Here is a 25,234-nt window from a genome sequence, read left to right as displayed (position 1 = left end):
AAAAAAACTGCTCTCCGAAGAGAAAGCAGTTTTTTTAAAAGTTGTTGTTATATACATCCAGACGGTTGATGGCTCGTTTAAGTGCCAGTTCTGCCCGTTGAAAATCAATATCGGACTGCTTGTCTTTCAGGCGGCGTTCGGCACGCTCTTTCGCTTTACGGGCACGTTCCACATCGATGTCCGATGGGCGCTCCGCAGACTGCGCTAAGATCGTCACTTTGTCCGGACGCACTTCCAGAAATCCACCGCTTACAGCGACCCTCTGGGAAGCTCCGTCCCCTTTGAGACGCACGGCACTGATCGTGAGTGGGGCTACCATCGGAATGTGGCCGGGCAAAATACCGAGTTCCCCGCTCTCCGCCTTGGCGCTGACCATATTGAACTCTTCTTCCAATACCGGGCCGTCAGGAGTTACAACACTCACCGTTAGTGTGCTCATGGATCTACCTCCTTAGGCAATGGAATAACAAGCACCTCCAGGGTACCTGTTATTCCTCATGTACTTACTCCATGTTTTTCGCTTTTTCGACAACGTCTTCAATACGGCCGACAAGACGGAATGCGTCTTCCGGAATATCGTCGTGTTTGCCGGCAAGGATCTCTTTGAAGCCTTTCACCGCTTCGGATACCGGAACATAAGAACCTTTCTGACCGGTGAACTGCTCAGCGACGTGGAAGTTCTGGGACAGGAAGAACTGGATACGGCGCGCACGCGCGACCGTCAGCTTGTCCTCGTCCGAAAGCTCGTCCATACCGAGAATCGCGATGATGTCCTGCAGTTCATTGTACCGCTGAAGTGTCTGCTGCACTTCACGCGCTACGTTGTAGTGCTCATCTCCTACGATTTCAGGGTCGAGAGCGCGGGATGTGGATGCCAGAGGATCCACGGCAGGATAAATACCCTGCTCGGACAATTTACGCTCCAGGTTCGTCGTCGCATCAAGGTGTGCGAACGTCGTAGCCGGAGCCGGGTCCGTGTAGTCATCGGCAGGGACGTAAATCGCCTGGATCGATGTTACGGAACCTTTGTCCGTGGAGGTGATACGCTCCTGCAACTGACCCATCTCTGTAGCCAGGGTCGGCTGATAACCGACGGCGGATGGCATACGTCCGAGCAGTGCGGATACTTCCAGACCACCTTGGGTGAAACGGAAAATGTTGTCGATGAACAGAAGTACGTCCTGTCCCTGTTCATCACGGAAATACTCGGCCATCGTAAGTCCTGTAAGCGCGACACGCATACGGGCTCCTGGTGGTTCGTTCATCTGACCGAACACCATTGCGGTTTTCGCGATAACGCCGGAGTCTTTCATTTCGTAGTAAAGGTCGTTCCCTTCACGGGTACGCTCACCGACACCAGCGAATACGGAAATACCTCCGTGCTCCTGGGCGATGTTGTTGATAAGTTCCTGGATCAGTACCGTTTTTCCTACACCGGCACCACCGAAGAGACCGATCTTACCACCTTTTACATAAGGGGCAAGCAGGTCGACGACTTTGATTCCTGTTTCAAGAATTTCCGTTTCGGTAGCCAGATGATCGAATGTAGGTGCCAATCTGTGAATCGGATCCCGACGAACGTCTTTAGAAAGCGGCTCGTCCAGGTCGATATTTTTACCGAGTACGTCGAAAACACGACCAAGCGTTTCGTCCCCTACCGGTGCGGTAATGGCTCCGCCTGTATCTTTCACTTCGAGTCCACGCTGAACTCCGTCTGTCGATACCATGGAAATGGTACGAACGGAGTTGTCGCCGAGGTGAAGTGCCACTTCAAATGTCAAATCTTCTTTGTCTTCCCGTTCTACAACGAGAGCATTGTTGATCTCAGGGAGTTGGCCATCGTCGAAAGCGACGTCTACAACCGGTCCCATAACCTGTGTTATGCGTCCAACACTCATTATCCTTCCCCTCCTAACTTAACTTCTCCCTCACTCATTACTATTCGAGGGCGGATGCACCACCGACGATTTCGGTGATTTCCTGGGTGATCGCTGCCTGACGAGCGCGGTTGTACGTAAGCGACAAGTCGTCGATAAGGTCGTCGGCGTTGTCGGTCGCACTCTTCATCGCTGTCATGCGGGCAGCGTGTTCGCTTGCTTTACTATCTATCAGCGATCCGTAAATAAGGCTCTCCGCGTATTGCGGCAGGAGCACCGCCAGAATTTCTTCCTGGTTCGGTTCATATTCGTAGGAAGCCGAAGAAGATTTCGTCGCCTGCTCAGCGGAAATATCGTTGAGCGGAAGTACTTTCGTCTTCTGCACTTCCTGTGTGATGGCACTGACATAGTGATTGTAGTAGATATGGAGTTCATCGATCTCTTCATCTGTATAAAGCTGGACCGTTTCGCTCGCCAGCTCTTTGATGTCTTCAAAATCAGGCTGATCGGCGATGCCGGTGATCTCTTTATCCACGGCCATATTCCGTTTCCGGAAAAAGTCCCGTCCGATACGGCCGATCGCTATGATCTTATATTCATCGGCGGAGGTATGGTTATTCCGGATGTCCTGATAGGCTTTTCGCAGGATGCTGGCGTTGTACGCCCCTGCAAGACCCCGGTCCGAAGTGATGACGACGTACCCGGTACGCTTCACTTCCCGTTCTTCAAGCATCGGGTGAGACGCATCTCCTCCACCTTGAGCGATACTGGCAACGACTTCCTGGATTTTTTCGCTATACGGAACGAATGCTTTCGCATTCTCTTCCGCACGGTTCAATTTGGAAGCGGAGACCATCTGCATCGCTTTCGTGATCTGCTTCGTTTTTTTCGTAGAATTAATACGGCCTTTGATCTCTCTAAGGGATGCCAAGCTGATTCACCACCCTTTCTGAAAACTCTCCGGCCTCTGAAGAAGAAAACCTTCTCCTCCGGGGGACACCCGTGGCGCGCTGATACCTGGTACGGGACGTCCTGGAGAGGAGAACCTTCCTTTTTTCATAGGAACAGAGGTTTTGTAATACTTACCATTTATTCAGAAACGACGAATGTCTTTTTGAATGCTTCGACCGCTTCACTCATATCACCGTCATCAGCAAGTTTGCCTGTGTCACGGATCTGATTGATGAGGTCTTTGCGGTTGTTGTCGAGCCAGTTGTGGAACTCGCGCTCGAAACGGGTTACTTCTTCAGTCGGGATGTCATCGATGTATCCTTTTGTAAGGGCATAGATGATCATCACCTGTTTTTCGACGGCGATCGGCTGGTGAAGTCCCTGTTTAAGTACTTCGACGGTTCTCGCACCACGGTTCAGTTTCGCCTGCGTCGCTTTATCCAGATCCGAACCGAACTGGGCGAAAGCCTCTAGTTCACGGAAGGATGCAAGGTCGAGACGAAGCGTACCGGCTACCTTCTTCATCGCTTTGATCTGTGCGGAACCACCGACACGTGATACGGAAAGTCCCGGGTTGATCGCCGGTCGTACACCGGAGAAGAACAGATCGGATTGAAGGAAAATCTGACCGTCGGTGATCGAGATGACGTTCGTCGGAATATAGGCGGAAATATCTCCGGCCTGTGTCTCAACGAATGGAAGCGCCGTAAGCGATCCTCCGCCTTTGTCATCATTCAGCTTCGCTGCACGCTCAAGTAGACGGGAGTGCAGGTAGAATACGTCCCCCGGGAATGCTTCACGACCCGGCGGGCGGCGAAGTAGCAAGGAAAGTTCACGGTAAGCGGATGCCTGTTTGGAAAGGTCATCGTAAACGACGAGTACGTGTTTGCCGTTATGCATGAATTCTTCACCCATGGATACACCGGCATAAGGTGCAAGGTAAAGAAGTGGTGCCGGCTGGGAGGCACTCGCTGTTACGACGATTGTGTAATCAAGCGCTCCGTGACGACGTAGTGTTTCCACTGTTCCGCGGACGGTCGATTCTTTCTGGCCGATGGCGACATAGATACAGATCATATCCTGGTCGTGCTGGTTCAGAATCGTATCGAGCGCTACGGACGTTTTACCTGTCTGACGGTCTCCGATGATCAACTCACGCTGACCACGGCCGATCGGTACAAGAGCATCGATCGCTTTGACCCCGGTCTGAAGCGGTTCATCAACCGATTTACGATCCATGACTCCAGGCGCCGGAGATTCGATTGGACGGGTTTTCGTCGTTTCGATGTTACCGAGTCCGTCCACCGGCTGACCGAGCGGGTTCACGACGCGGCCGAGAAGTTCATCTCCTACCGGTACCTGCATGATGCGTCCGGTACGACGTACTTCATCGCCTTCTTTGATTTCTGTAAACGGTCCTAGAATGACGAGACCGACGTTGCTTTCTTCCAAGTTCTGCGCCAATCCCATGACACCGTTCTGGAATTCGACAAGTTCACCGGCCATGACATTATCAAGGCCATGAGCGCGGGCGATACCGTCTCCGACCTCGATGACAGTACCGACATCGGTGACTTCCATGTCTGCTTCGTAATTTTCAATCTGTTGTTTAATCAGCGTACTGATTTCTTCAGCATTGATGCTCATGCGATTTCACCCCTATCCTCTATTGTTCGCTGAAAGTAGTTCACGTTCCATTTGATCGAGTTTGCCACGGACGGATCCGTCGAATATACGGTTTCCGATACGTATGCGTACCCCACCGAGAAGATCAGGATCCACGCGGTTATCGATGATAAGGGAATCCTTGCCTACTTTCGGGGCAAACGTGCGGGACAAACGCTGTTTCTCATCTTCCGTCAGTTCACGTACCGAATAGACGGTCGCTTCCTGTACTCCCTGATGGATGTGTACCTTTTCAAGGAAACGATCCGCAAGCGGTACGATGATATCTGTACGGTGACGATCGATAAGGAGGTGAAGCGTGTGAAGGACTTCTTCCGAGAATCCTTTGAAGCTACTCGTCACCAGTTCCTTTTTACGATCAGCCGGAATACGTGGATGTCCGAGAACGCTCTCGAGGGAACGGTTCTCCAGCGTAACTTTCCTAAGTGTTTTCATTTCTTCCTGAAACGTATCAAGTTTCGACTTTTCCTGTCCGATGTCGAAGAGTGCATCTGCATATCTCTTTGCTACGACTTCCTGACTCATTGCTCTTCTCCTGTGTCATTCACGTATTGATCGATCAGTTCTTTCTGATCCTGTTCGGAAAGTTCTTTTTCAATGACTTTCGATGCAATCATGACGGACATGGAAGAGACTTGATCCTTAAGCTGCTGTACAGCTTTTTCTTTCTCCTGCTCGATTTCCTGACGCGCAGCTTCTTTCATACGATCGCCTTCTTTTCTTGCGGAGGCGACGATTTCTTTTTCCTGCTTTGTTGCGGTCTGGCGTGCGTCTTCGATGATCTTTTGTGCATCCTGACGCGTCTGTTTCAGCTCTTCGGAGGCTTCGCGTTGAAGGCGTGCTGCTTCTTCACGGCTTTTCTCCGCTGATTCTATTTCACTGGAAATGTAATCTTCCCGTTCTTTCATCATATTCATGAGCGGTCCCCACGCAAATTTGCGTAGAAGTACCAGCAGAATAAGGAAGAAGAACAATTGGGCGAGCGCATCGCCTAATGCAAATCCACTTGCCTGAATGATCAGATTATCAGTCAACCCGTACACAGCTTTCACTCCTTTCCTTTCCTTACCGTAAGTACATAAAGATAAGCGCAAGTACCCGGCCGAAACGGAAAAACCGTCGGCTTGTAAGGCCTCAGGTACAAGCGCTCCTGCCAGAAGTATATCGATTCGTCAATTAATTAGATACAAGAAAGGCGAAGGTAGACTCCGCCCGTTCCAAGCGACGGCTATTAGCCACCGATTACGATAAACGCGATAACAACACCGATGATCGGAATCGCCTCAACTAGAGCGACACCAATGAACATTGTTGTCTGAAGGGCACCACGAAGTTCAGGTTGACGCGCGATTCCCTCTACTGTACGACTTACGATCAAACCGTTACCAATACCGGCACCAAGTGCTGCCAGTCCTACTGCGATAGCTGCTGCTAAAAGACCCATAATGTAAATCCTCCTCAAATAGTGTATAAATAGTTAGTTACTTTCTAAAAATATGTTAATGATCTTCGCTCACTTTGTGAGACATGTAGACCATCGTCAACATAACGAAAATGAATGCCTGGATGAACCCGATAAATGTACTGAAACCGAGCCAGGCGACCATCGGCAGTGTTGCTCCGATGAAACCTAAGAAACTGCTTGTGGCCAGCCCAAGAAGCAGGCTGATCAAAATTTCCCCTGCGTAAATGTTTCCGTAAAGACGAAGACCAAGCGTCAGGGTGTTCGAAAATTCTTCAATGATGTTGAAGGGCAAGAGGAACGGCAATGGACGAACATAATCCTTTGCGTATTCTTTTGACCCGCGCAGTTTGACCCCGTAATAGTGGGTCAGTACTACGACCATGACGGCTAACGTCATTGTTACCAGAGGATCCGCCGTCGGTGATTTCCACCATATGGTGTCTCCGACGATCCCGGTAACGACAACCCCCAGCATGTTTGAAACAAATATGTAGAGGAATAACGTCAACCCGAGCGGCAGGAACATTTTTCCTGTGCGCCAGTCCATATTGGAGCCGATGATATTTTTAATAAAATCGACGGTCCACTCGATCGCATTCTGCATGCCTTTTGGACGCCGCTGCAACTGTCTCGTCGCCGCAACGCAAAAGATAAAGACAACAAGAGATGCGATAAACATCATGAGGACGTTCGACAAGTTGAAACTTAACCATGGTATGCCAAACGCTTCATTCCACATTGGTGCTTCGTGATCCAATCTCTTCACCTCTCTTCCATCGTACTATCCTTGCTAGAATTAATGAAGGCATCTATAAAAATGACAACCGTGGCTGTCATCAGGCCCGATACTACGCCAATCAAATGGAAATATTCTTCGAACTGAAGGGCGATGACGACTGCTAATGCGCCGCTCGCAAGTCTCGTGAACGTGCCGATCCCTTTCATCGTACGGTTATCGGCCACGACTTCTCCAAGTTGCTTCATCTTACGCTGCATCAGCCACAAATTATAGAAGCTGAGCACACCTCCGAGAAGAGTCCCGAGAAAAAACGCTTTCCAAGGAGTGATCCCCCAAGCGAGAACCAGTAGTGCGAGAAGGTAGAACATCCATTTGCGTTGACGGGTCACCATAACATCATAATCTTTCAAGTTAATCGTCCCCCGTATACTTTCCGGCTAAATGAATCGTTCCATATGTACCTGCTCCGAGTCCGGTCAAAAGCCCGATGATCATAAAAAGCGGATCAGTCGAGAATTGCTCGTCCATCCATTTGCCAGCGAAGATGCCGACAAGGATGCCGCCTGCCAATTGTGAGGATATGGCACTGACGAGTCCGATTGTCCGGAACGAACCGTGGGAATGCCTCATACATTTTTCACCCGTTTCTGTCGTGTGAAAGCGCTTGTTTTTTTGAAAACCTTATCATTCCACACTATGTAAGATTACAATAGCAGTCCAGTCATGTCAATGAGTTGCTTCGTAAAAGTACAAACGTTCGATAACGATTTTTTCACATTTTTGCCACATTTCTTTCACCTTCTGTTCACGGGTGTGCAATCGTTTGTATTAGAAAAAGTGGAAGCTTCCGTTTAGAAATGCTGGCATAAGCAGATTGGTCAGACGAAAGGTGTTCTTTCCTTTCTCTGATCCGAGCTGCTTATGACACGAATTTCTGGAAGCTGGAACTGGACTAGGAAAGTGTAGCCATTCGTTTAGAAGCTCTAATATAAGTGGACGGCCCTGGCTTTGGGTGTTCTCCTCCAAAACAGGGATGGCCGCTTATATTATGGGCTTCTGAATGGTGGAACTGGACAAGGAAAGCGGAGCCACCCCGCTTAGAAGTTCTGGCGTAAGCAGGAGTTTGCTTTATGCGGCGTTCGGCGCTCCTAATCTTTTGCGAGCGCGGTATAAATGTAGATTATCCCGAACTCAGCCGGTGATCCGACCCGTGAACGCCGCAATACTCAAAGAAATGAGGTGCTCACCACAAAAGCCAGGTCGTGAGCACCTCATAAATCTCCTCTCCCCGCTTCTGCTTACGCCTCCCCGCGTGCGGGGGAGGCCAAGGGCATTCGAATGCTTTTATGCGGCGTTCGGCACCCCTACTTCCTCGTGAGCGCGGTATAACTTTAGGTTATCCCGAACTCAGGCAGCGATCCGACCCGTGAACGCCGCAATACATAAAGAAATGAGGTGCTCACCACAAAAGCCAGGTCGTGAGCACCTCATAAATCTCCCGTACCCGCTTCTGCTTACGCCTCCCCGCGTGCGGGGGAGGCCAAGAGCATTTGAATGCTTTTATGCGGCGTTCGGCACTCCCAATTTCTTCTGAGCGCGGTATAACTGTAGGTTATTCCGAACTCAGCCGGTGATCCGACTCATGAACGCCGCAATGCATAAAGAAATCAGGTGCTCACACTGTGAACCGTCCTGAGAACCCTGCATAACTCGAATTTTTTACCAAAAAAGGGCACCGGACCTATAAAAGTCCGATGCCTGTTTATCCAAGCTTATTCGATTTCGAACGGAGCGGGCCTGTCCGTACGCTGGCCGAAGAAATAACGGATCGCTTCGGCTATACGGGCGGACGCTTCTCCATCACCATAAGGATTCGATGCTTTCGACATCGCTTTATAGGCCTCGTCATCCGACAGAAGCTCATGAGCAAGGTCGAAAATATGATCCTCCTCGGTGCCGGCGAGTTTCAACGTACCCGCATCAATCCCTTCCGGGCGTTCCGTCGTGTCGCGGAGGACAAGAACGGGGACACCGAGAGACGGCGCTTCTTCCTGGACGCCACCGGAATCTGTGAGAATCAAGTGCGCCCGTGAAGCGAAGTTGTGGAAATCGATGACATCAAGCGGCGAAATCAGCTTGATCCGGTCGTCGTTTCCGAGAATCTCATCCGCCGTTTCCTGAACGACAGGGTTGAGATGCACCGGGTACACAACTTCGACATCGTCATGACTCTCCACCATACGCTTGATGGCACGGAACATCTGCTTCATATTATTACCGAGGTTCTCCCGGCGGTGTGCCGTCATAAGGACAAGCCGTTTTCCGTCAAGAGCATCAAGAACCTCGCTCGTGTACGTGTCATCGACCGTCGTCTTCAACGCGTCAATCGCCGTATTTCCGGTAACGAAAATATTCTCCTCCGGCTTGTTTTCAGCAAGAAGGTTGTCCTGGGATCTATTTGTCGGAGCAAAATGAAGATCGGCCATGACGCCGGTGAGCTGGCGGTTCATCTCTTCCGGGAACGGGGAGTACTTATTCCACGTTCTGAGTCCCGCTTCCACGTGCCCGACAGGAATCTGATTGTAAAGTCCGGCGAGAGAAGCGGCGAACGTCGTCGTCGTATCTCCGTGCACAAGCACGATATCCGGCTTCGTCTCTTTCATCACTTCATCCAGCCCTTCAAGCGCGCGTGTCGTCACCTGAGCCAGGGTCTGCTGCTTTTTCATGATATTCAGGTCATAGTCAGGCTTAATGTCGAAAATCGACAGCACCTGGTCGAGCATTTCGCGGTGCTGGGCAGTGACTGCTACAATCGGTTCGAACTGCTCCGGACGCTTTTTCAACTCCAGCACAAGAGGAGCCATTTTGATCGCTTCCGGTCTCGTTCCGAAAATCGTCATTACTTTGATTGGCTTTGACATAAGGACCTCCTTATTTTGTTCCGTATAGACGGTCGCCAGCATCTCCAAGACCTGGAACGATGTATCCTTTATCGTTCAGTTTCTCATCAAGTGCCGCTAAATAGATATCTACATCCGGATGTGCTTCCTGCATGAGTTCCACGCCTTCAGGAGCAGCAACGAGACACATCAGGCGAATCTGTTTCGCGCCCCGGCTTTTCAGGGAATTGATCGCTTCGATTGCCGAACCGCCGGTGGCTAGCATCGGATCGAGGACAATCAGCTCGCGGTCTTCGATATCACTCGGAAGCTTCACGTAGTATTCCACCGGTTTCAACGTCTCCGGGTCCCGGTAAAGTCCGACGTGACCGATTTTTGCAGCAGGGATCAGGTCGACCATCCCGTCCACCATACCGAGCCCGGCACGCAGAATCGGAACAAGTCCCATTTTCTTCCCTGAGAGTACTTGCGCTGTTGCATTATCGACGACAGGTGTATCGACGGAAACGTCCTCAAGCGGCAGGTCGCGGGTAATTTCGAATGCCATCAGCGTCGCGACTTCATCCACCAGTTCGCGGAAATCTTTCGTCCCGGTCTCCTTTTTTCGTATGTAGGTCAATTTGTGTTGGATCAGCGGGTGGTCCAGTACGTAAACGTTGCTCATCGAAGCACACTCCTTCGTATTTTTCATTATTCATATCTGTCTAATTGTACTGAATAATCGACTTGTTTGCAATGAGGAATGAAGAGGGGTAATGAAGGTTCAGATATTCATCTCAAAAAAGCGATCCGATCTGACGCGTCGGTACTTTTATCGTAAAAAAATTCAGTTTATCGTAATTTATTCCGGTTTATCGTAAAAAATGGGCGACTTATCGTAAATTATAGAAAAAGCCGCCCTGACATAGAGCGGCTTTCCTTATTTACTGCTGGGCACTTTCGAGTGACGGATAAAGCGGGAAGCGGGATGTGAGGGCACGGACGCGCTCTTTCGCTTCTGCCAACTTCTCTTCATTTTCATGGTGATCAAGAGTGAAGGCGATGAGTTCTCCGACTTCCTTCATCTCCTCTTCTTTGAAGCCGCGTGTCGTCACGGCTGCTGTTCCGATACGGATACCACTCGTTACAAACGGGCTCTCCGGATCGAACGGAATCGTATTCTTGTTCGTGGTAATACCGACTTCGTCCAATGCTTTCTCTGCAACTTTACCAGTCAGGCCTTTGTTGCGAAGGTCGAGAAGCAGAAGGTGGTTCTCTGTACCGTCGGAAACGAGACGGACCCCATTTTCCTGCAGCGACTCGCCAAGTTTCTTCGCATTTTTTACGATTTGACCGGAGTAGTCGCTGAACGAGCTGTCAAGAATCTCTTTGAATGCTACGGCTTTCGCAGCGATGACGTGCATAAGCGGGCCACCCTGCATGCCGGGGAATACGTTTTTGTCGATTTTCTTCGCGAACTCTTCCTTACACAGAATCATCCCGCCACGCGGACCGCGTAGCGTTTTGTGCGTCGTCGTCGTTATGAAATGGGCATGAGGGACCGGATCGGAGTGGTGTCCTGTCGCTACGAGTCCGGCCACGTGAGCCATATCGACGAGCAGGTACGCTCCTACTTCGTCCGCGATTTCACGGAACTTCCCGAAATCGATGTCGCGCGGATAGGCGCTTGCACCGGCGACGATCAGTTTCGGCTGCACTTCTTTGGCCTTGGCGAGCACAGCGTCGAAGTCGATCAGTTCGGACTCTTCGTCCACCCCGTATTCTTCGAAATTGTAAAGAGAGCCGCTGAAGTTCACGGGACTGCCGTGGGTCAGGTGGCCCCCGTGGTTCAGGTTCATTCCGAGCACGGTATCGCCGGGCTCTAATACTGTGAAGTACACAGCCATGTTCGCCTGGGAACCGGAATGGGACTGGACGTTGGCATGATCAGCGCCGAAAATCTCCTTCGCACGCTCACGCGCCAGATTTTCCGCGACGTCGACGAATTCACACCCGCCGTAATAGCGTTTGCCCGGGTACCCTTCTGCATATTTATTGGTCATGACAGATCCCATCGCTTCCATCACCGCTTCTGAAGTGAAGTTTTCGGATGCGATAAGTTCAATATTGTAATCCTGACGATGGTGCTCCTTCTGGATGGATGCGAACAGTTCCGGGTCTTGCGATTTCAATTGTTTCATCGGTTCGTATTCCCCTTTCTGATTGCCTTTTTCACCTTAGTTATACTTGGCTCGCGGTCCGCCGATCAGCGGCGGTCTTGTCCGGGCTGCTGTGACTCGCGCTTGTCCGATCCATTTCTGCTCGAGACGAAGCGGAACGGCTACGTGTTTCAGGTGCATGCCGATCAGCGTCTCTCCGATATCGATCCCTGCGTCCGCCTCTATGGTTTCCACCAGAACCGGATCGTTCATCTGCCGATACGCATGCGCCGCCATTGAACCCCCGGCTTCCCGGACCGGCACTGCAGCCACAATACGCCCGCGATAGCGTTCAGCCGTCTCCCTTTCCACGACGAGCGAGCGGTTCAAATGCTCACAGCACTGAAAAGCGAGCGACATCCCCGTTTTTTCGGCGAATGTACGGAATTCACCGTACAGGTCCTTCGCTATTTCTTCGCTTCCGGAGGTCCCGATCCGCTCCCCATGGACTTCACTGGTGGAACAGCCGATCACCAATGTGCCACCGGTCATAAACCCTGTGTCCGAGAGCTGTCGCAGAACGGTGGATGCATCGTGTTGAATATTCATAACGGGTCCCTCCTCTCTCCTGAAACTCCTATATTCACCTTCTGAAAAAGAGAAGCGACGGCTCCTCTTTAAAACTTTCTCCTATTGTATTACTATTTCTCATTTTCGGCAATGTTCGGATTCTGCTCTCTTCAGCAGTGGAATTCACCGTTCACCCTATGCTGACTACCGTTTTTCGTCGGTTTTTCCGATCAAAAGCTCAATATATTCCAGTAACTCCCGGTAAGTTTTTCGATAGATGTCTATATCCGCTCCGAACGGATCCATGATATTCACGTCCGGGAGAGAAGCCTCGATCTCCTCGATTTCCTCCAATTCTTCGCGGGCCTCTTCCCGCCATTTATCTCCGATATCGCCCTCATGTTCCTGACTGAGGCAGTTTCGCTTTTCTTCCACACGGCTGTACAGAGATTTCAATCGCTCCCATTTCTCGTCGGAAATGAGCACGTATTCCTTCAGCGTAAAAAGTTTCTCTTCATAGCCGGACTGTTGCATGGCAAGCGCCTGCTTGTGCCTCTCGGTCATCGTCAAAATGAGGTCTGCCCATTCAAGCAGCTCCGGAGTTACCGGTTGGGAATGGTGGTCCGTCTCCACGTCCTCTTCTTCCATCACTTCCCGTGCCTGAGCGGAAAGAGGGTGGCCTTCTCCCGCGAAAACACCTGCGGACTGAACGTCGAACCCTTCGTTTTTATCTTTCAAAATCGCTTCCGCCATAGGGCTTCGGCATGTATTTCCCGTACAAACGAATAATATATTCATACTTTCTCACTCCCCGTAAAAAATCATCCATACGTCTATTCTTCAGGAAACCGTAAAATCAGCCGCTTTTCGTAGACGATTCATGACGGCTGCTCCGACTTCCGTTTCTTCGAACGATTCACATAGAATAAGGCTGACCTCCGACCGATTGAACGCTCGCAGCGCTCCGTACAGCTCTCCGGCCACCTCGGTGAGATCATGACGCGAGCCGCATTCGATGAGCGGGGAATGGTCGAGGTTCTCGGCGAGTTCTCTGCTTGCAATCACGCCGACTTTTTCCCCCTGTCGTTTATACTCATCCAAAAGAGCGGCAAATTTCTGGTCATCCCCTTCCACAAGCCAGAGTGGAACTTCAGGGGCGTAGTGACGATATTTCATACCCGGGGATTTCGGCTGTTCTTCTGTGTCCAGAAGAGCAGGATCGACCCGCACCTCCCGGAATACTTGTTCAAGATCTTCTTTCGTCACGCCCCCCGGACGAAGAATGACTGGAATATCAGACGTACAGTCCACGACTGTAGACTCGACGCCGACTCCGGTACGCCCTCCATCAACGATTCCCGCAATTTTCCCGTGTAAATCCTGATACACATGCTGGGCTGTCGTCGGAGAAGGTTTGCCTGAGCTGTTCGCACTCGGTGCCGCAACCGGCAATCCGACTTCACGGAGAAGGTCGAGTGCCACCGGATGGTCCGGCATACGCACTCCGATCGTTCCAAGGCCTGCCGTCACGTTCGATGCTGCCTGATTATTTGAAGGAACGATGATCGTAAGCGGACCCGGCCAAAAAGCATCCATACATTTCTCGGCGGTCTCCGTCCAATGTGAAGCTACCGAACCCAGCTGGCTCCGGTCTCCGATGTGGACGATCAATGGATTGTCTGCCGGCCGTCCTTTCGCTTCGAATATTTTCTGCACCGCTGTTTCCCTGGTCGCATCCGCACCAAGGCCATATACCGTTTCTGTCGGAAAAGCGACCGCTTCTCCCTTTTTCAGAGCCGCCGCCGCTTCTTTCATCCCTTCCCCCGTCTTCCATAGCTTTGTCTCCATTACGCTTCTCCTTTGCCATTCAATTCTCTACTATCTATTATGTACAATGGATCGGCTCGAGGCAAGTTTAAGAAGTGGACAGTATTAAAACCCTTTCCACAGGGTTATCCACAGAATACGGTTTCATTTGTATATAAAAATCGAAATATAATCGCTTTCTTTCTCACTTATCCCCATTATACACAGGTTATGTGTACAAATAATCCACTTATGCACAGTTTCCTGTGGTTAACTTACGAAACCTGTGCATGAATCCCCGTTTCACGCCTTCTCCCGCGTTTTTTATCCCCAAATTTGTATATGGGACACGCTTTTATCCACACCTTCTGTTGTTCATTCCACTCTTTGTGGTAAGGCTACCCTGAAAATAACTATTAAGGCGGACGCTTATCCAGAGGCAACGCTTCAGCCTCCTCGATTCCCTACATCCACCCTGGCCACGCGAATCATTAACAACGGCCAGGAATTTTCATACATATTACTTGGCATGAACGTCTCTGTTAAAACCGGTTGTTGATTTCAAAACGAAGGGTGGAGACGCCTGCGGAACTAGCATGGAAGGAAAATCACCCGTATCGACCAGAGGGAGATGGGGGAAGTTTCCGCCATGCCCACGGCAAGCTTCCACCTGAAGAGACGAATATCAACAACAAACGATAACAGAGCCGTAGTAAAAAAATTCTCCGCCTCCGATGGTTTTCCCATCAGATGGACAGAGAGTCCGTCACTTATACACAGCTTTAACGATCCGATCTTTTCCGCTCAAATCTTTGATCACTTCCACCTCATAGCCAGGCAGCGCTTCTTCGAACAGACGGGATACTGCCGCTCCTTGTGTATAGCCGATTTCAAAAGCGACGAGCCGTGGTTTCCGTCTCCATCCTTTCAGTTCCCGGCATATCGTTTCATAGGCCGAGAGTCCGTCATTATCGGCAAAAAGAGCGAGTTCCGGATCATAATCCCGCACCGTGGCATCGAGATCCTTTTTTTCTTCCCAGGCGATATAAGGAGGATTGGAGACAAGAATATCGATCTCTTTTTCTTCAAGTGGGGTGAGGAAACTCCCTTCATAGAAATGCACACGCGCTCCGAGGTTCCAGGCATTTTCACGGGCCACACTCAGTGCTTCCGGGGAAATATCGGTGGCGACAACCTCCGCTTCTGTCTCGAGTGCAAGCGTGACTGCGAGCACACCGCTCCCTGTCCCGATGTCAGCGATGGTCTCTCCCGGGCGTGCATGCGTTCTTATGAAATCCATCAGTTCTTCGGTTTCCTGCCGGGGAATGAGCACATCCGGGCTGACGCGGAAAGTCCTGCCGTAAAAGGGAGCCGACCCGATGATATGCTGGTACGGCTCTCCCGTTTCGGCGTGGGTCCTCACTGCTTTCACGAAGCGATCCTTCTCTTTACCGGAAAGGTTACGGGGCTCTTCCATATAAAGGCGCGCCCCCTCGAGTCCGGTGTAGTACTCGAGAAGCAATATGCCGACGCGGCTTTCACGGTTATGTTCCTGTAAAAAAGAAGAAGCCCACTGAAGAGCTTCTCTTATCGTCATATCACTCATGTCATTCACCGATCTGCTCAAGCTTTTGTGCCTGTTCTTCCATGAGAAGCGGTTCTACGATCTGATCCAGATGCCCCTGAAGGACCTGATCGAGCTTCTGCAACGTCAGACCGATGCGGTGGTCCGTCACGCGTGTCTGCGGGAAGTTATACGTACGGATCCGCTCGGAGCGGTCGCCGGTTCCCACCGCAGATTTACGGCTTTCGTCGTATTCTTCCTGCGCCTCGCGCTCATATTTATCGTAAATACGGGCACGGAGGATCTGCATCGCTTTTTCTTTGTTCTTGATCTGTGATTTCCCGTCCTGACAGGAGGCGGAAATCCCGGTCGGTTCGTGGGTCAGACGCACAGCGGACATGGTCGTGTTGACACTTTGACCGCCGGGGCCGCTTGAGGCGAAGGTGTCGGTACGGATATCTTTTTCATGGATATCGACTTCGACATCTTCCGCTTCCGGAAGACATACGACAGTAGCTGTCGACGTGTGGATCCGTCCGCCGGATTCCGTCTCCGGAACACGCTGCACGCGGTGCGCTCCGCTTTCGTATTTGAAGCTGGAGTAGGCGCCTTCGCCTTTGATCATGATCGTAATCTCCTTGTAGCCGCCGACCTCGCTCATCGTCGAGTCGATGACTTCCGTTTTCCAGCCCTTGGCTTCCGCATAGCGGGTGTACATACGGTACAGATCGCCGGCGAACAGCGCTGCTTCGTCTCCTCCGGCTGCTCCGCGGATTTCCAGAATAACGTTTTTGCTGTCATTCGGGTCTTTCGGAAGCATAAGCACGCGGAGGCTTTCCTCGAGTTCTTCTTTACGGGTGGTCAATTCATCCAGTTCGTCCTTCGCCATTTCCTTCATCTCATCGTCCGATTCATCTTCAAGCATCATTTTCGTCTCGTCGATCTGTTCGTTGACATTCTTATATTCCTGGTAAGCCTGAACCGTCTCCGAAAGGTCCGACTGTTCCTTCGAATATTCCCGAAGCTTTTTCGTATCGCTGATGACGTCAGGGTCACTCAACAGTTCGTTCAATTTATCATAGCGGTCTTCTAATGTCTGTAACCGTTCGAGCATATTATTCACCTCTTTTTTCTTTACCGTCTGTCATTATATTATAGTCCTTTTTCCGATACAACTCCACACCCTGAGGCTCAATCTCTGTTCAAAGGGGAGGGTTGTTGTGACATTTACGACAGACGGGGTAATAAGCGTCATTCCCTCCGATCAGAATCTGCTCTCCGGAGTAGACCGGTTCGCCCGCTTCGTTGACTCGCAGGTTCATCACCGCTTTTTTCTCACAAAACCAGCAGATCGTTTTCATCTCTTCGATTTTATCGGCATAGAGAAGAAAATATTTGCTGCCTTCGAACAGTTCGTTCTGGAAATCGTTCTTCAGGCCGAAGCCCATCACCGGTATATTCAGCCGGTCGACAATCCTCGTCAGTTGCAGGACATGTTCTTTATCGAGAAATTGCGCCTCGTCCACGAGGACACAGTACGGCTGATCGTCTAACTGTCTGACTGTTTCATACAGGTCCGTTTCTTCAAAAATCGGATGCGCTTTGCGACGCAGGCCGATCCGTGAGGAGACATACCCGATTTCATCCCGGTCATCGAGCCCCGGTGTAAAGATGAGGACGGGCTTGTTCTGTTCCTCATAGTTGTGGGCGACCTTGATGATTTCGATCGATTTCCCACTGTTCATCGCTCCGTATTTGAAATACAGTTGTGCCATGTTCGACTCCCCTTTTTCTAAACGCTTCCCCCATTATACACAAAATCGCAGCTTCTTGGGATGCACTGTCTGTAATTCTTTTTATGTGGTACTCGAGGGTGCGATTCAGACCTTGAGCACCTCATTTCTTTCCGTATTGCGGTACTCACGCAGCGAAGCTCCTCCCGAGTTCCTTATAATCGAAATTTATACCGAACTCACGCCACATCAGGAACGCCGAGCGCCGCATAAAACATTCGATTGATGGGTCTCCGCCCGCTAGAGGGGAGGCGTCAGCCGGGGCGGAGAGGTGCGTTTATGAGGTGCTCAGGGGCTGTGTTCCGGCCCGAGCACCTCATTTCTTTCCGTATTGCGGTACTCACGTGGCGAAGATCCTCCCGAGTTCCGCATAACCGATCCTTTTACCGGACTCACAAGACGTCAGGAACGCCGAGCGCCTCATAAATCCATTCATATAAAAAACAGGCATATGCCTAAGCGACATGTGCCTGTTCTCTGTAAACTTTCCAAATCGATCAGGAAAGGTTGTATTTTTTCTTGAAACGGTCTACACGGCCACCAGCTTTGTCCGCTTTCTGTTTACCAGTGTAGAACGGGTGAGATGCAGAGCTGATCTCTACGCGGATCAATGGGTACGTATTACCGTCTTCCCATTCGATCGTCTCATCGGAAGTCTGAGTAGATCCTGTAAGGAACTTGTAGTCAGAACTTGTGTCGAGGAATACAACTTTTTGGTATTCGGGATGAAGATCTTTTTTCATTTTCTTCCACTCCTTTTTGCCCTGAACCCTTTTTCAGCCCAGAGTTATTGTAAGAGCCGTTTCAGGTGTACGTCCACACCATGAATGAAACTCACATAGAGAAATTATAGCAGTTCCCTATGGGGAATGCAACCGTTCTTTACCCCCGATTCTGGGAGGGCTGTTGCATCTCTTTGTCCATGATATCGAAGAATTCCTGATTGTCCTTCGACTTTTTCATGCGGCGCAGGAAGTTTTCGTAAAAGCCCTGGGAGTTCGCCATCGCCTGACGGATCGCCCACATTTTGTCGAGCTGTTCCTTGGAGAGAAGAAGTTCTTCTTTTCTCGTGCCGGAACGCTTCAGATCGATGGACGGGAAGATGCGACGCTCGGCAAGGCTGCGGTCGAGATGAAGTTCCATATTGCCGGTACCTTTGAACTCTTCATAAATGACATCATCCATTTTCGAGCCTGTATCGACGAGGGCTGTAGCCAGAATCGTAAGGCTCCCTCCTTCTTCGATGTTACGCGCGGCACCGAAGAATCGTTTCGGACGGTGGAAAGAGGCCGGGTCGATACCACCGGAAAGCGTACGACCACTCGGCGGGATGACCAGGTTGTAAGCCCGTGCCAGACGCGTAATGCTGTCCATGAGTACGATTACGTCACGCTTATGTTCCACAAGTCGCATCGAGCGCTCCAATACGAGTTCGGAGACTTTGATATGATTCTCCGGGACTTCATCGAAGGTGGAAGATACGACGTCGACGTCTCCTGCCACCGAGCGTTCAAGATCCGTCACTTCTTCCGGACGTTCATCGACGAGAAGAATGATCAGTTTCGCGTCGGGATGGTTTTTAGAGATACTATTGGCGATCTGTTTCAAAAGCATCGTTTTTCCGGCTTTCGGCGGGGCGACGATCAAGCCACGCTGACCATAACCGACCGGTGCCATCACGTCCATGATCCTTGTCGCCAGTTGGTTCTGAGCTGTTTCCAGGTTCATGTGACGATCCGGGTAGAGCGGAGTCAGTGCCGGGAAGTGAACCCGCTGCTTCGCTGAATCCGGCTCTTCTCCGTTCACCGCATCCACGTGCAATAGGCCGTAATACCGCTCATTCTCTTTCGGCGGGCGGACCTTCCCTGATACTTTATCCCCATTCCTCAAATCGAAACGTCGGATCTGGGAAGCGGAGATATAAATGTCCTCCGCACTCGGAGAATAGTTGATCGGGCGCAGGAAGCCGAACCCTTCGGACGGAATGATTTCAAGAATTCCATCCATGAACAAAAAGCCATCCTTTTCCGCTTGTGCTTTCAGAATGGCGAATATGAGCTCCCGTTTCGTCAATTTGGAATAGTAGGAGACTTTATATTCCCGAGCTTTGTCATACAAGTCTTTCAGTTTCATCGTTTCCAGGTTGGATAGATTCACTTCAACCACAAAATCACCACTTTAATTAAATTTTGGATTCATCGTTAATGTCTCGAAAGCTCATGAAGCAGAAGATAGATTGAGAAGGTAACAGAAGTAATATTTCTGAAGCTTACCGAGGCAGGTATTTTTCATTGAACGTACTCATTCTACATCTTAACACATTCAGACTGCAATAGGAGGATAAGGCTACTTCTCGGAAAAATTGCCGGTGTCCATAATCGTAAAAACTCAGGGAGAAAGGCCCCCTGAGTTATATTATGAGTTCTGGAACTGTTCTTTTTCGATCTCGGACATTTCTTCGTACCAGATGTTGGCACCCAGATTATTGAGTTTCTCCACAATATTTTCATATCCGCGTTCGATGTGCTCCACACCGGAAATTTCCGTCGTCCCCTCGGCCATCAGCCCGGCGATGACAAGCGCGGCTCCGGCACGAAGGTCGGAAGCTTTCACACTTGCGCCGTACAGAGGAGACGGACCGTGTACGATAACCGAACCGCCTTCTCCCCTGATTCTCGCATTCATCCGAGTCAGTTCGTCCACATGCTTGAAGCGGGACGGATAAATCGTATCGGTGACGACAGAGTTCCCCGAAGCATTCGTCAGCAATGAAGTGAACGGTTGCTGCAGGTCGGTCGGAAAACCGGGGTGCACGAGCGTTTTGATATCGACACTCTTCATCCTTTCAGGCGGGCGTATGTAGAGCTGATCATCCTTCATCTCTATCATGACACCCATCTCCCTCAGTTTCGCCAGCAGCGATTCGAGGTGTTGCGGGATGACGTTATCCAGAATGACTTCTTCGCCCTGGGCTGCTGCAAGAATCGCATAGGTTCCGGCTTCGATACGGTCCGGGATGATCGTATGCAGGCAGCCGGTGAGACGTTCCACCCCTTCGATACGGATCACATCGGTCCCGGCACCTTTGATGTTCGCACCCATGCTCGTGAGCAACGTTGCGACGTCAATGATTTCAGGTTCTTTGGCCGCATTCTCGATCACGGTCTTGCCCTCGGCGCGAACCGCGGCAAGCATGATGTTGATCGTCGCTCCGACACTGACCATATCCAGGTAAATGCGGGCGCCTTTCAGTTTTTCAGCACGAAGATAAATCGCTCCCTGTTCATTGGTCACTTCGGCGCCGAGTGCTTCGAAACCTTTGATATGCTGATCGATAGGTCTCGGGCCGAGCTGACATCCCCCGGGAAGACCGATCACCGCTTTGTTGAAGCGGCCGAGCATCGCTCCCATGAAATAATAGGAGGCCCTCAGTTTCTTCACCCGACCGTTCGGAAGTGGCATCGAAATCATTTCAGAAGGGTCGATGTGGATCGTCCTGTCTTCCTGTGATACTTCTCCTCCGATTTCCCTGAGCAGTTCCGACAAAGTTCCTACGTCTGAAATATCCGGAAGGCCTTCGATCGTTACCGGGGATTCCGCCAGAATCGCTGCCGGAAGCAGGGCCACAGCGCTGTTTTTCGCACCGCTGACCCGTAACGTCCCCCGCAGTTGCCTCCCTCCTTCTACCATTAGTTTATGCATGCCTGACTCCTCACTTTACACATTCTTGTGTTGGTTGGTGTGAAAAAAAGTTCTATCCGGAAAATCATTTGCTCTGTGCATTGTTCCAATCATTGAGGAATTTCTCGATTCCCTGATCGGTGAGCGGATGCTTCACAAGCTGACCCAGAACTTTGAAAGGGATCGTAGAAATATGTGCTCCGTTCAGAGCCGCTTCATGGACGTGCATCGGATGACGCACGGATGCCGCGATGATTTCTGTATCGATACCATGACGGTCGAACACTTCCGCGATCTGGGCAATCAGTTCCATACCGTTATGACCGATATCATCCAGACGTCCGAGGAACGGAGAAACGTAGGAAGCACCGGCACGGGCTGCCAGAAGAGCCTGATTGACAGAAAATACGAGTGTCACGTTCGTCTTCACGTTCAGATCAGCGAGCTGCTTCACCGCTTTCAGCCCTTCCATCGTCATCGGTACTTTCACCGTGATGTTCGGAGCGATGGCAGCAAGCTCTTTCGCTTCTTTCATCATGCCCTCCACCTCTTCAGAAACGACTTCCGCACTGACGGAACCGTCGACTTCCGCTGTGATTTCACGCAGACGATCGTGGAAAGATACACCTTCTTTCGCTACGAGGGAAGGATTCGTCGTAACACCTGAGAGTAACCCGAGTTCGTTCGCTTCTCTTACTTCGTCAATGTTCGCAGTATCGATGAAAAATTTCATAAATATTTCTCCTCCTTCAAAGTTATGGTTGCGTTTTCAAAATATATAGAAAGGAAACCGTTACGAGTGTAACGGCTTCACTATTCCCCTAAAGAAAAGACTGCAGTTGCGCTTATGCCCGGTTGGAAGAACCGAATTCACGCATTTTCCCGATGACGGTCTCTTTGATCGCGTCGCGTCCCGGTCCAAGGTATTTACGAGGATCATACTGTTCCGGCTGCTCTGCCAATACTTTACGTACCGCTTCCCCCTGGGCGATCTGGTTTTCTGTGTTCACATTGATTTTCGCTGTACCGAAAGAGATAGCCTTTTTGACATCCGCAGACGGGATGCCTGTACCACCATGAAGAACGAGCGGCTTATCAACGAGTCCCATGATCTCTTCCATACGGTCAAAACCAAGGTTCGGCTCTCCCTTATAAGGTCCGTGTACAGACCCGAGAGCGGGAGCGAACACATCAACATCCGTTTCATCGACGAGCTGTTTGCATTCGGAAGGGATCGCATAGGCGGCTTCCGCATCCTCTACAATGAGATCGTCTTCCTGACCACCGACGCGGCCAAGTTCAGCTTCCACGGATACTCCGTGGATATGAGCAAGTTCAACCACTTTTTTCGTCGTTGCGATATTTTCTTCGAGCGGGTCGTGGGAAGCATCGATCATCACCGATGTGAAACCGGCATGAATCGCTTCGGCACACTTCTCAAAGCTCGAACCGTGATCCAGATGAATCGCCACCGGTACCGTTGTACCATACGATGTCATAAGTGCCTTCACCATATCAACTACTACGTTGAAACCGCCTATGTAACGCCCAGCACCTTCAGAGACTCCCAGAATGACCGGAGATTTCTCCGCTTCTGCGGCCTGGAGAATCGCCTGTGCGTATTCCAGGTTGTTCAAATTGAACTGCCCTACGCCGTAACGCTCTTTCTTTGCTGTTTCCAGCATCTCTTTCATAGAAACTAATGGCATGAAAGGTTCCTCCTCATAACTATAACAAGCATGACGGCAGAGCGACCTCTGATATCACACGCGTTCACTTTTGTTTACAATTATAAGAATACCAGTCCCATTATAAAGGTGCAATACTGTCATTTCCATGTTCACGCTTACATGATAAAAATATTTTCACGGATAGAAAAAGACACCGCCCTTTCTCAAAAGGCGATGTCTTCAACAGTTCCAGTTTAAATCGGTAATGGAACAGATGCGTGTTCTACTGTGCAGTTCCCGACCGGGGAGACTACATTTTTCTTGGCCAATTGCGCCCCCCAGAAACCAGGGGTCATAAGCAGTCTCGCTTTTTTGTATAAGAGCATCCAAAACAAGACAAGGCTGCTTATGACTTAGGTTTTTGAACGGGAGACTCCATTTTTCCATTTAAGCTATATTAGCGTTTATTGTTGATTTTTGAACGAAGGGTGAAGACGCCTGCGGGAATAGCATGAACGGAAAATCACCGGAATCGAACGTAAGGAGATTCCGGTAGTTGACGTCATGCCCGCGGCAAGCTTCCACCCACAGAGAAGACAATCAACACCTGGCTTTAGTAGAGACGCTCATGCTAATTGGTTCGCACCATCACACGTGAAAATCATTCATTTTCAGGGTAGCTTTTATTTAAAGGTGGCGCCGATGAATCCGGTGAACAGTTCCTGCGGACGGGTCGGGCGTGATTTGAATTCCGGGTGGAACTGACTGGCTACAAACCATGGATGGTCCTCGACTTCAATGATTTCGACGAGACGACCGTCCGGGCTCGTGCCGGAGAAATGGAATCCTTCCTCTTCCATTTCATCACGGTAATGATTGTTGAACTCGAAGCGGTGACGGTGACGTTCATAAATCACTTCATCCTGATACGCCTCCATCGCTTTCGTCCCTTCCTTCAGACGGGAAGGATAGATACCCAGGCGAAGCGTACCGCCGAGGTCTTCCACATCTTTCTGTTCCGGCAGAAGATCGATGATCGGGTCTTCTGTGGATGGGTCGATTTCCGCGGAGTGGGCGTTTTTATAACCGAGCACGTTACGGGCGAATTCCACCGTAGCGAGCTGCATACCGAGACAGATGCCGAGGAACGGGATTTTGTTCACGCGGGCATGGCGGATCGCTTCGATTTTACCTTCGATACCACGATGACCGAAGCCTCCGGGAACGAGGATACCGTCTGCATCACCGATAAGCTCTCCGATATTGTCGGCAGTCACTTTTTCTGCATTGACCCATCTCACTTCCACGTCGGCATCGTGATGATAACCGGCATGTTTCAATGCTTCCACGACAGAAATGTAAGCATCCGGCAGTTCGACATATTTCCCGACGAGTGCAATGGTACGCTTGCCTTCGAGATGTTTGACCCGCTCGACGAGTTCATTCCACTCGGTCATATCCGCCGGCTGGCAGTCCAGACCGAAGTGATCACACGTCAGCTGATCGAGTTTCTGTTCCTGTAGCGTAAGCGGCACGTCATACAACGTTTCGGCATCGATCATTTCGATGACCGCTTCCTTTTTCAAGTCGCAGAACAGAGAAATCTTCTCTTTCATATCTTCTGAAATCTCCATCTCCGAACGGAGCACGATCACATCCGGCTGGATGCCGAGGGAGCGGAGTTCTTTCACACTATGCTGAGTCGGTTTCGTTTTCAGTTCTCCGGCCGCGCGGATATAAGGGACGAGCGTACAATGCAGGTACATCACGTTTTCCCGGCCGATGTCACTCTTGATCTGACGGATCGCTTCGAGGAAAGGAAGAGATTCGATATCCCCCACCGTTCCACCGATTTCCGTAATGATGACATCGGCGTTCGTTTCGTGTCCGGCACGATAGACACGTTCTTTGATTTCATTGGTGATATGTGGAATGACCTGGACTGTTCCGCCCAGGTAATCTCCGCGGCGTTCCTTTTTGATGACGTTCGAATAGACTTTTCCGGTAGTGACGTTCGAAAATTTATTAAGATTGATATCGATGAAACGTTCATAGTGACCGAGATCCAGATCCGTCTCCGCCCCGTCATCGGTCACGAATACTTCGCCGTGTTGATACGGACTCATCGTGCCCGGGTCTACGTTCAAATATGGGTCGAATTTCTGAATCGTCACGCTCAATCCCCGATTTTTCAAAAGTCGGCCGAGTGAGGCCGCCGTTATTCCTTTTCCTAATGAAGATACTACACCGCCGGTAACAAAAATGTACTTTGTCACTTTCATCCCTCTTTTCTGATTTATTTGCCTTACCTTTTCCTCACCTATGTCCAAACAGAGAAAGAGCGGGGATATCTCCGCCCTTTTTATAAAGGAAGTCCTGTTACTGCTCGCCGGG

General features: G+C 50.5%; 25 protein-coding genes. All 25 read right to left on the bottom strand.

Annotated elements, in window-relative coordinates:
- Positions 1-34: 34 nt before the first annotated feature.
- Positions 35-439 carry a F0F1 ATP synthase subunit epsilon gene (locus BW944_RS04900; protein ID WP_076557309.1) on the bottom strand — a complete coding sequence of 135 codons (405 nt, stop codon included), beginning with the start codon at positions 437-439 and terminating at the stop codon, positions 35-37.
- Positions 440-503: 64 nt separating this feature from the next.
- On the bottom strand, positions 504-1,898 hold the full coding sequence (gene atpD, locus BW944_RS04895; protein ID WP_076557307.1) for a F0F1 ATP synthase subunit beta: 1,395 nt from the start codon (positions 1,896-1,898) through the stop codon (positions 504-506).
- Positions 1,899-1,938: 40 nt separating this feature from the next.
- On the bottom strand, positions 1,939-2,808 hold the full coding sequence (locus BW944_RS04890; protein ID WP_076557305.1) for a F0F1 ATP synthase subunit gamma: 870 nt from the start codon (positions 2,806-2,808) through the stop codon (positions 1,939-1,941).
- A 158-nt stretch (positions 2,809-2,966) separates the two neighbouring features.
- Complete coding sequence (gene atpA / locus BW944_RS04885) at positions 2,967-4,475, bottom strand: F0F1 ATP synthase subunit alpha (protein ID WP_076557303.1); 1,509 nt, start codon at positions 4,473-4,475, stop codon at positions 2,967-2,969.
- A 12-nt stretch (positions 4,476-4,487) separates the two neighbouring features.
- A complete protein-coding gene (locus tag BW944_RS04880; protein ID WP_076557302.1) occupies positions 4,488-5,039 on the bottom strand; it encodes a F0F1 ATP synthase subunit delta in 552 nt (183 codons plus the stop codon).
- Positions 5,036-5,557: a F0F1 ATP synthase subunit B gene (gene atpF / locus BW944_RS04875; protein ID WP_076557300.1), complete on the bottom strand. Its 522-nt coding sequence runs from the start codon at positions 5,555-5,557 to the stop codon at positions 5,036-5,038. The genes BW944_RS04880 and atpF overlap by 4 nt, the downstream gene beginning before the upstream one ends.
- 188 nt (positions 5,558-5,745) lie before the next feature.
- Positions 5,746-5,958: a F0F1 ATP synthase subunit C gene (atpE, locus tag BW944_RS04870; RefSeq protein WP_076557298.1), complete on the bottom strand. Its 213-nt coding sequence runs from the start codon at positions 5,956-5,958 to the stop codon at positions 5,746-5,748.
- Positions 5,959-6,013: 55 nt separating this feature from the next.
- Positions 6,014-6,736: a F0F1 ATP synthase subunit A gene (gene atpB / locus BW944_RS04865; protein ID WP_076557297.1), complete on the bottom strand. Its 723-nt coding sequence runs from the start codon at positions 6,734-6,736 to the stop codon at positions 6,014-6,016.
- Between the two features lie 5 nt (positions 6,737-6,741).
- Positions 6,742-7,128 carry an ATP synthase subunit I gene (locus BW944_RS04860; RefSeq protein ID WP_076557295.1) on the bottom strand — a complete coding sequence of 129 codons (387 nt, stop codon included), beginning with the start codon at positions 7,126-7,128 and terminating at the stop codon, positions 6,742-6,744.
- A gap of 1 nt (position 7,129) precedes the next feature.
- The gene (locus tag BW944_RS04855) at positions 7,130-7,348 is read right to left on the bottom strand and encodes an AtpZ/AtpI family protein (RefSeq protein WP_076557293.1); all 219 of its coding nucleotides are present in this window, start codon (positions 7,346-7,348) and stop codon (positions 7,130-7,132) included.
- Between the two features lie 1,142 nt (positions 7,349-8,490).
- Positions 8,491-9,639: a non-hydrolyzing UDP-N-acetylglucosamine 2-epimerase gene (gene wecB / locus BW944_RS04850; RefSeq protein ID WP_076557291.1), complete on the bottom strand. Its 1,149-nt coding sequence runs from the start codon at positions 9,637-9,639 to the stop codon at positions 8,491-8,493.
- Positions 9,640-9,649: 10 nt separating this feature from the next.
- Positions 9,650-10,282, bottom strand: a complete 633-nt coding sequence (upp, locus tag BW944_RS04845; protein ID WP_076557289.1) for a uracil phosphoribosyltransferase — start codon at positions 10,280-10,282, stop codon at positions 9,650-9,652.
- A gap of 259 nt (positions 10,283-10,541) precedes the next feature.
- Complete coding sequence (locus BW944_RS04840) at positions 10,542-11,798, bottom strand: serine hydroxymethyltransferase (RefSeq protein ID WP_076557287.1); 1,257 nt, start codon at positions 11,796-11,798, stop codon at positions 10,542-10,544.
- 36 nt (positions 11,799-11,834) lie between these two features.
- A complete protein-coding gene (locus tag BW944_RS04835) occupies positions 11,835-12,365 on the bottom strand; it encodes a TIGR01440 family protein (protein ID WP_076557285.1) in 531 nt (176 codons plus the stop codon).
- A 165-nt stretch (positions 12,366-12,530) separates the two neighbouring features.
- Positions 12,531-13,124, bottom strand: coding sequence for a low molecular weight protein arginine phosphatase (locus tag BW944_RS04830; RefSeq protein WP_076557283.1), 594 nt, complete (start codon positions 13,122-13,124; stop codon positions 12,531-12,533).
- 42 nt (positions 13,125-13,166) lie between these two features.
- The gene (locus BW944_RS04825; protein WP_076557281.1) at positions 13,167-14,174 is read right to left on the bottom strand and encodes an L-threonylcarbamoyladenylate synthase; all 1,008 of its coding nucleotides are present in this window, start codon (positions 14,172-14,174) and stop codon (positions 13,167-13,169) included.
- 724 nt (positions 14,175-14,898) lie between these two features.
- Positions 14,899-15,738, bottom strand: a complete 840-nt coding sequence (prmC, locus tag BW944_RS04820; protein WP_076557279.1) for a peptide chain release factor N(5)-glutamine methyltransferase — start codon at positions 15,736-15,738, stop codon at positions 14,899-14,901.
- Position 15,739: 1 nt separating this feature from the next.
- Positions 15,740-16,810, bottom strand: coding sequence for a peptide chain release factor 1 (gene prfA, locus BW944_RS04815; RefSeq protein ID WP_076557277.1), 1,071 nt, complete (start codon positions 16,808-16,810; stop codon positions 15,740-15,742).
- Positions 16,811-16,898: 88 nt separating this feature from the next.
- Positions 16,899-17,471, bottom strand: coding sequence for a thymidine kinase (locus tag BW944_RS04810; RefSeq protein ID WP_076557275.1), 573 nt, complete (start codon positions 17,469-17,471; stop codon positions 16,899-16,901).
- A gap of 515 nt (positions 17,472-17,986) precedes the next feature.
- Positions 17,987-18,232 carry a type B 50S ribosomal protein L31 gene (locus BW944_RS04805; RefSeq protein WP_076557273.1) on the bottom strand — a complete coding sequence of 82 codons (246 nt, stop codon included), beginning with the start codon at positions 18,230-18,232 and terminating at the stop codon, positions 17,987-17,989.
- A 139-nt stretch (positions 18,233-18,371) separates the two neighbouring features.
- Positions 18,372-19,655 (bottom strand): transcription termination factor Rho, encoded by a 1,284-nt coding sequence (gene rho / locus BW944_RS04800; protein ID WP_076557270.1) that lies wholly within the window; start codon positions 19,653-19,655, stop codon positions 18,372-18,374.
- 249 nt (positions 19,656-19,904) lie between these two features.
- Positions 19,905-21,191 carry a UDP-N-acetylglucosamine 1-carboxyvinyltransferase gene (locus tag BW944_RS04795; protein ID WP_076557268.1) on the bottom strand — a complete coding sequence of 429 codons (1,287 nt, stop codon included), beginning with the start codon at positions 21,189-21,191 and terminating at the stop codon, positions 19,905-19,907.
- A gap of 64 nt (positions 21,192-21,255) precedes the next feature.
- Positions 21,256-21,903, bottom strand: coding sequence for a fructose-6-phosphate aldolase (fsa, locus tag BW944_RS04790; protein ID WP_076557266.1), 648 nt, complete (start codon positions 21,901-21,903; stop codon positions 21,256-21,258).
- Positions 21,904-22,015: 112 nt separating this feature from the next.
- Positions 22,016-22,879, bottom strand: a complete 864-nt coding sequence (fba, locus tag BW944_RS04785) for a class II fructose-1,6-bisphosphate aldolase (RefSeq protein WP_076557264.1) — start codon at positions 22,877-22,879, stop codon at positions 22,016-22,018.
- A gap of 644 nt (positions 22,880-23,523) precedes the next feature.
- Positions 23,524-25,116: a CTP synthase gene (locus tag BW944_RS04780; protein WP_076557262.1), complete on the bottom strand. Its 1,593-nt coding sequence runs from the start codon at positions 25,114-25,116 to the stop codon at positions 23,524-23,526.
- Positions 25,117-25,234 lie beyond the last annotated feature (118 nt).

Origin of the sequence: Salimicrobium flavidum, from assembly GCF_900156645.1 — a bacterium.
Taxonomy (GTDB): Bacteria; Bacillota; Bacilli; order Bacillales; family Halobacillaceae; genus Salimicrobium; species Salimicrobium flavidum.
This window is presented reverse-complemented; position numbering and strand designations above follow the sequence as displayed.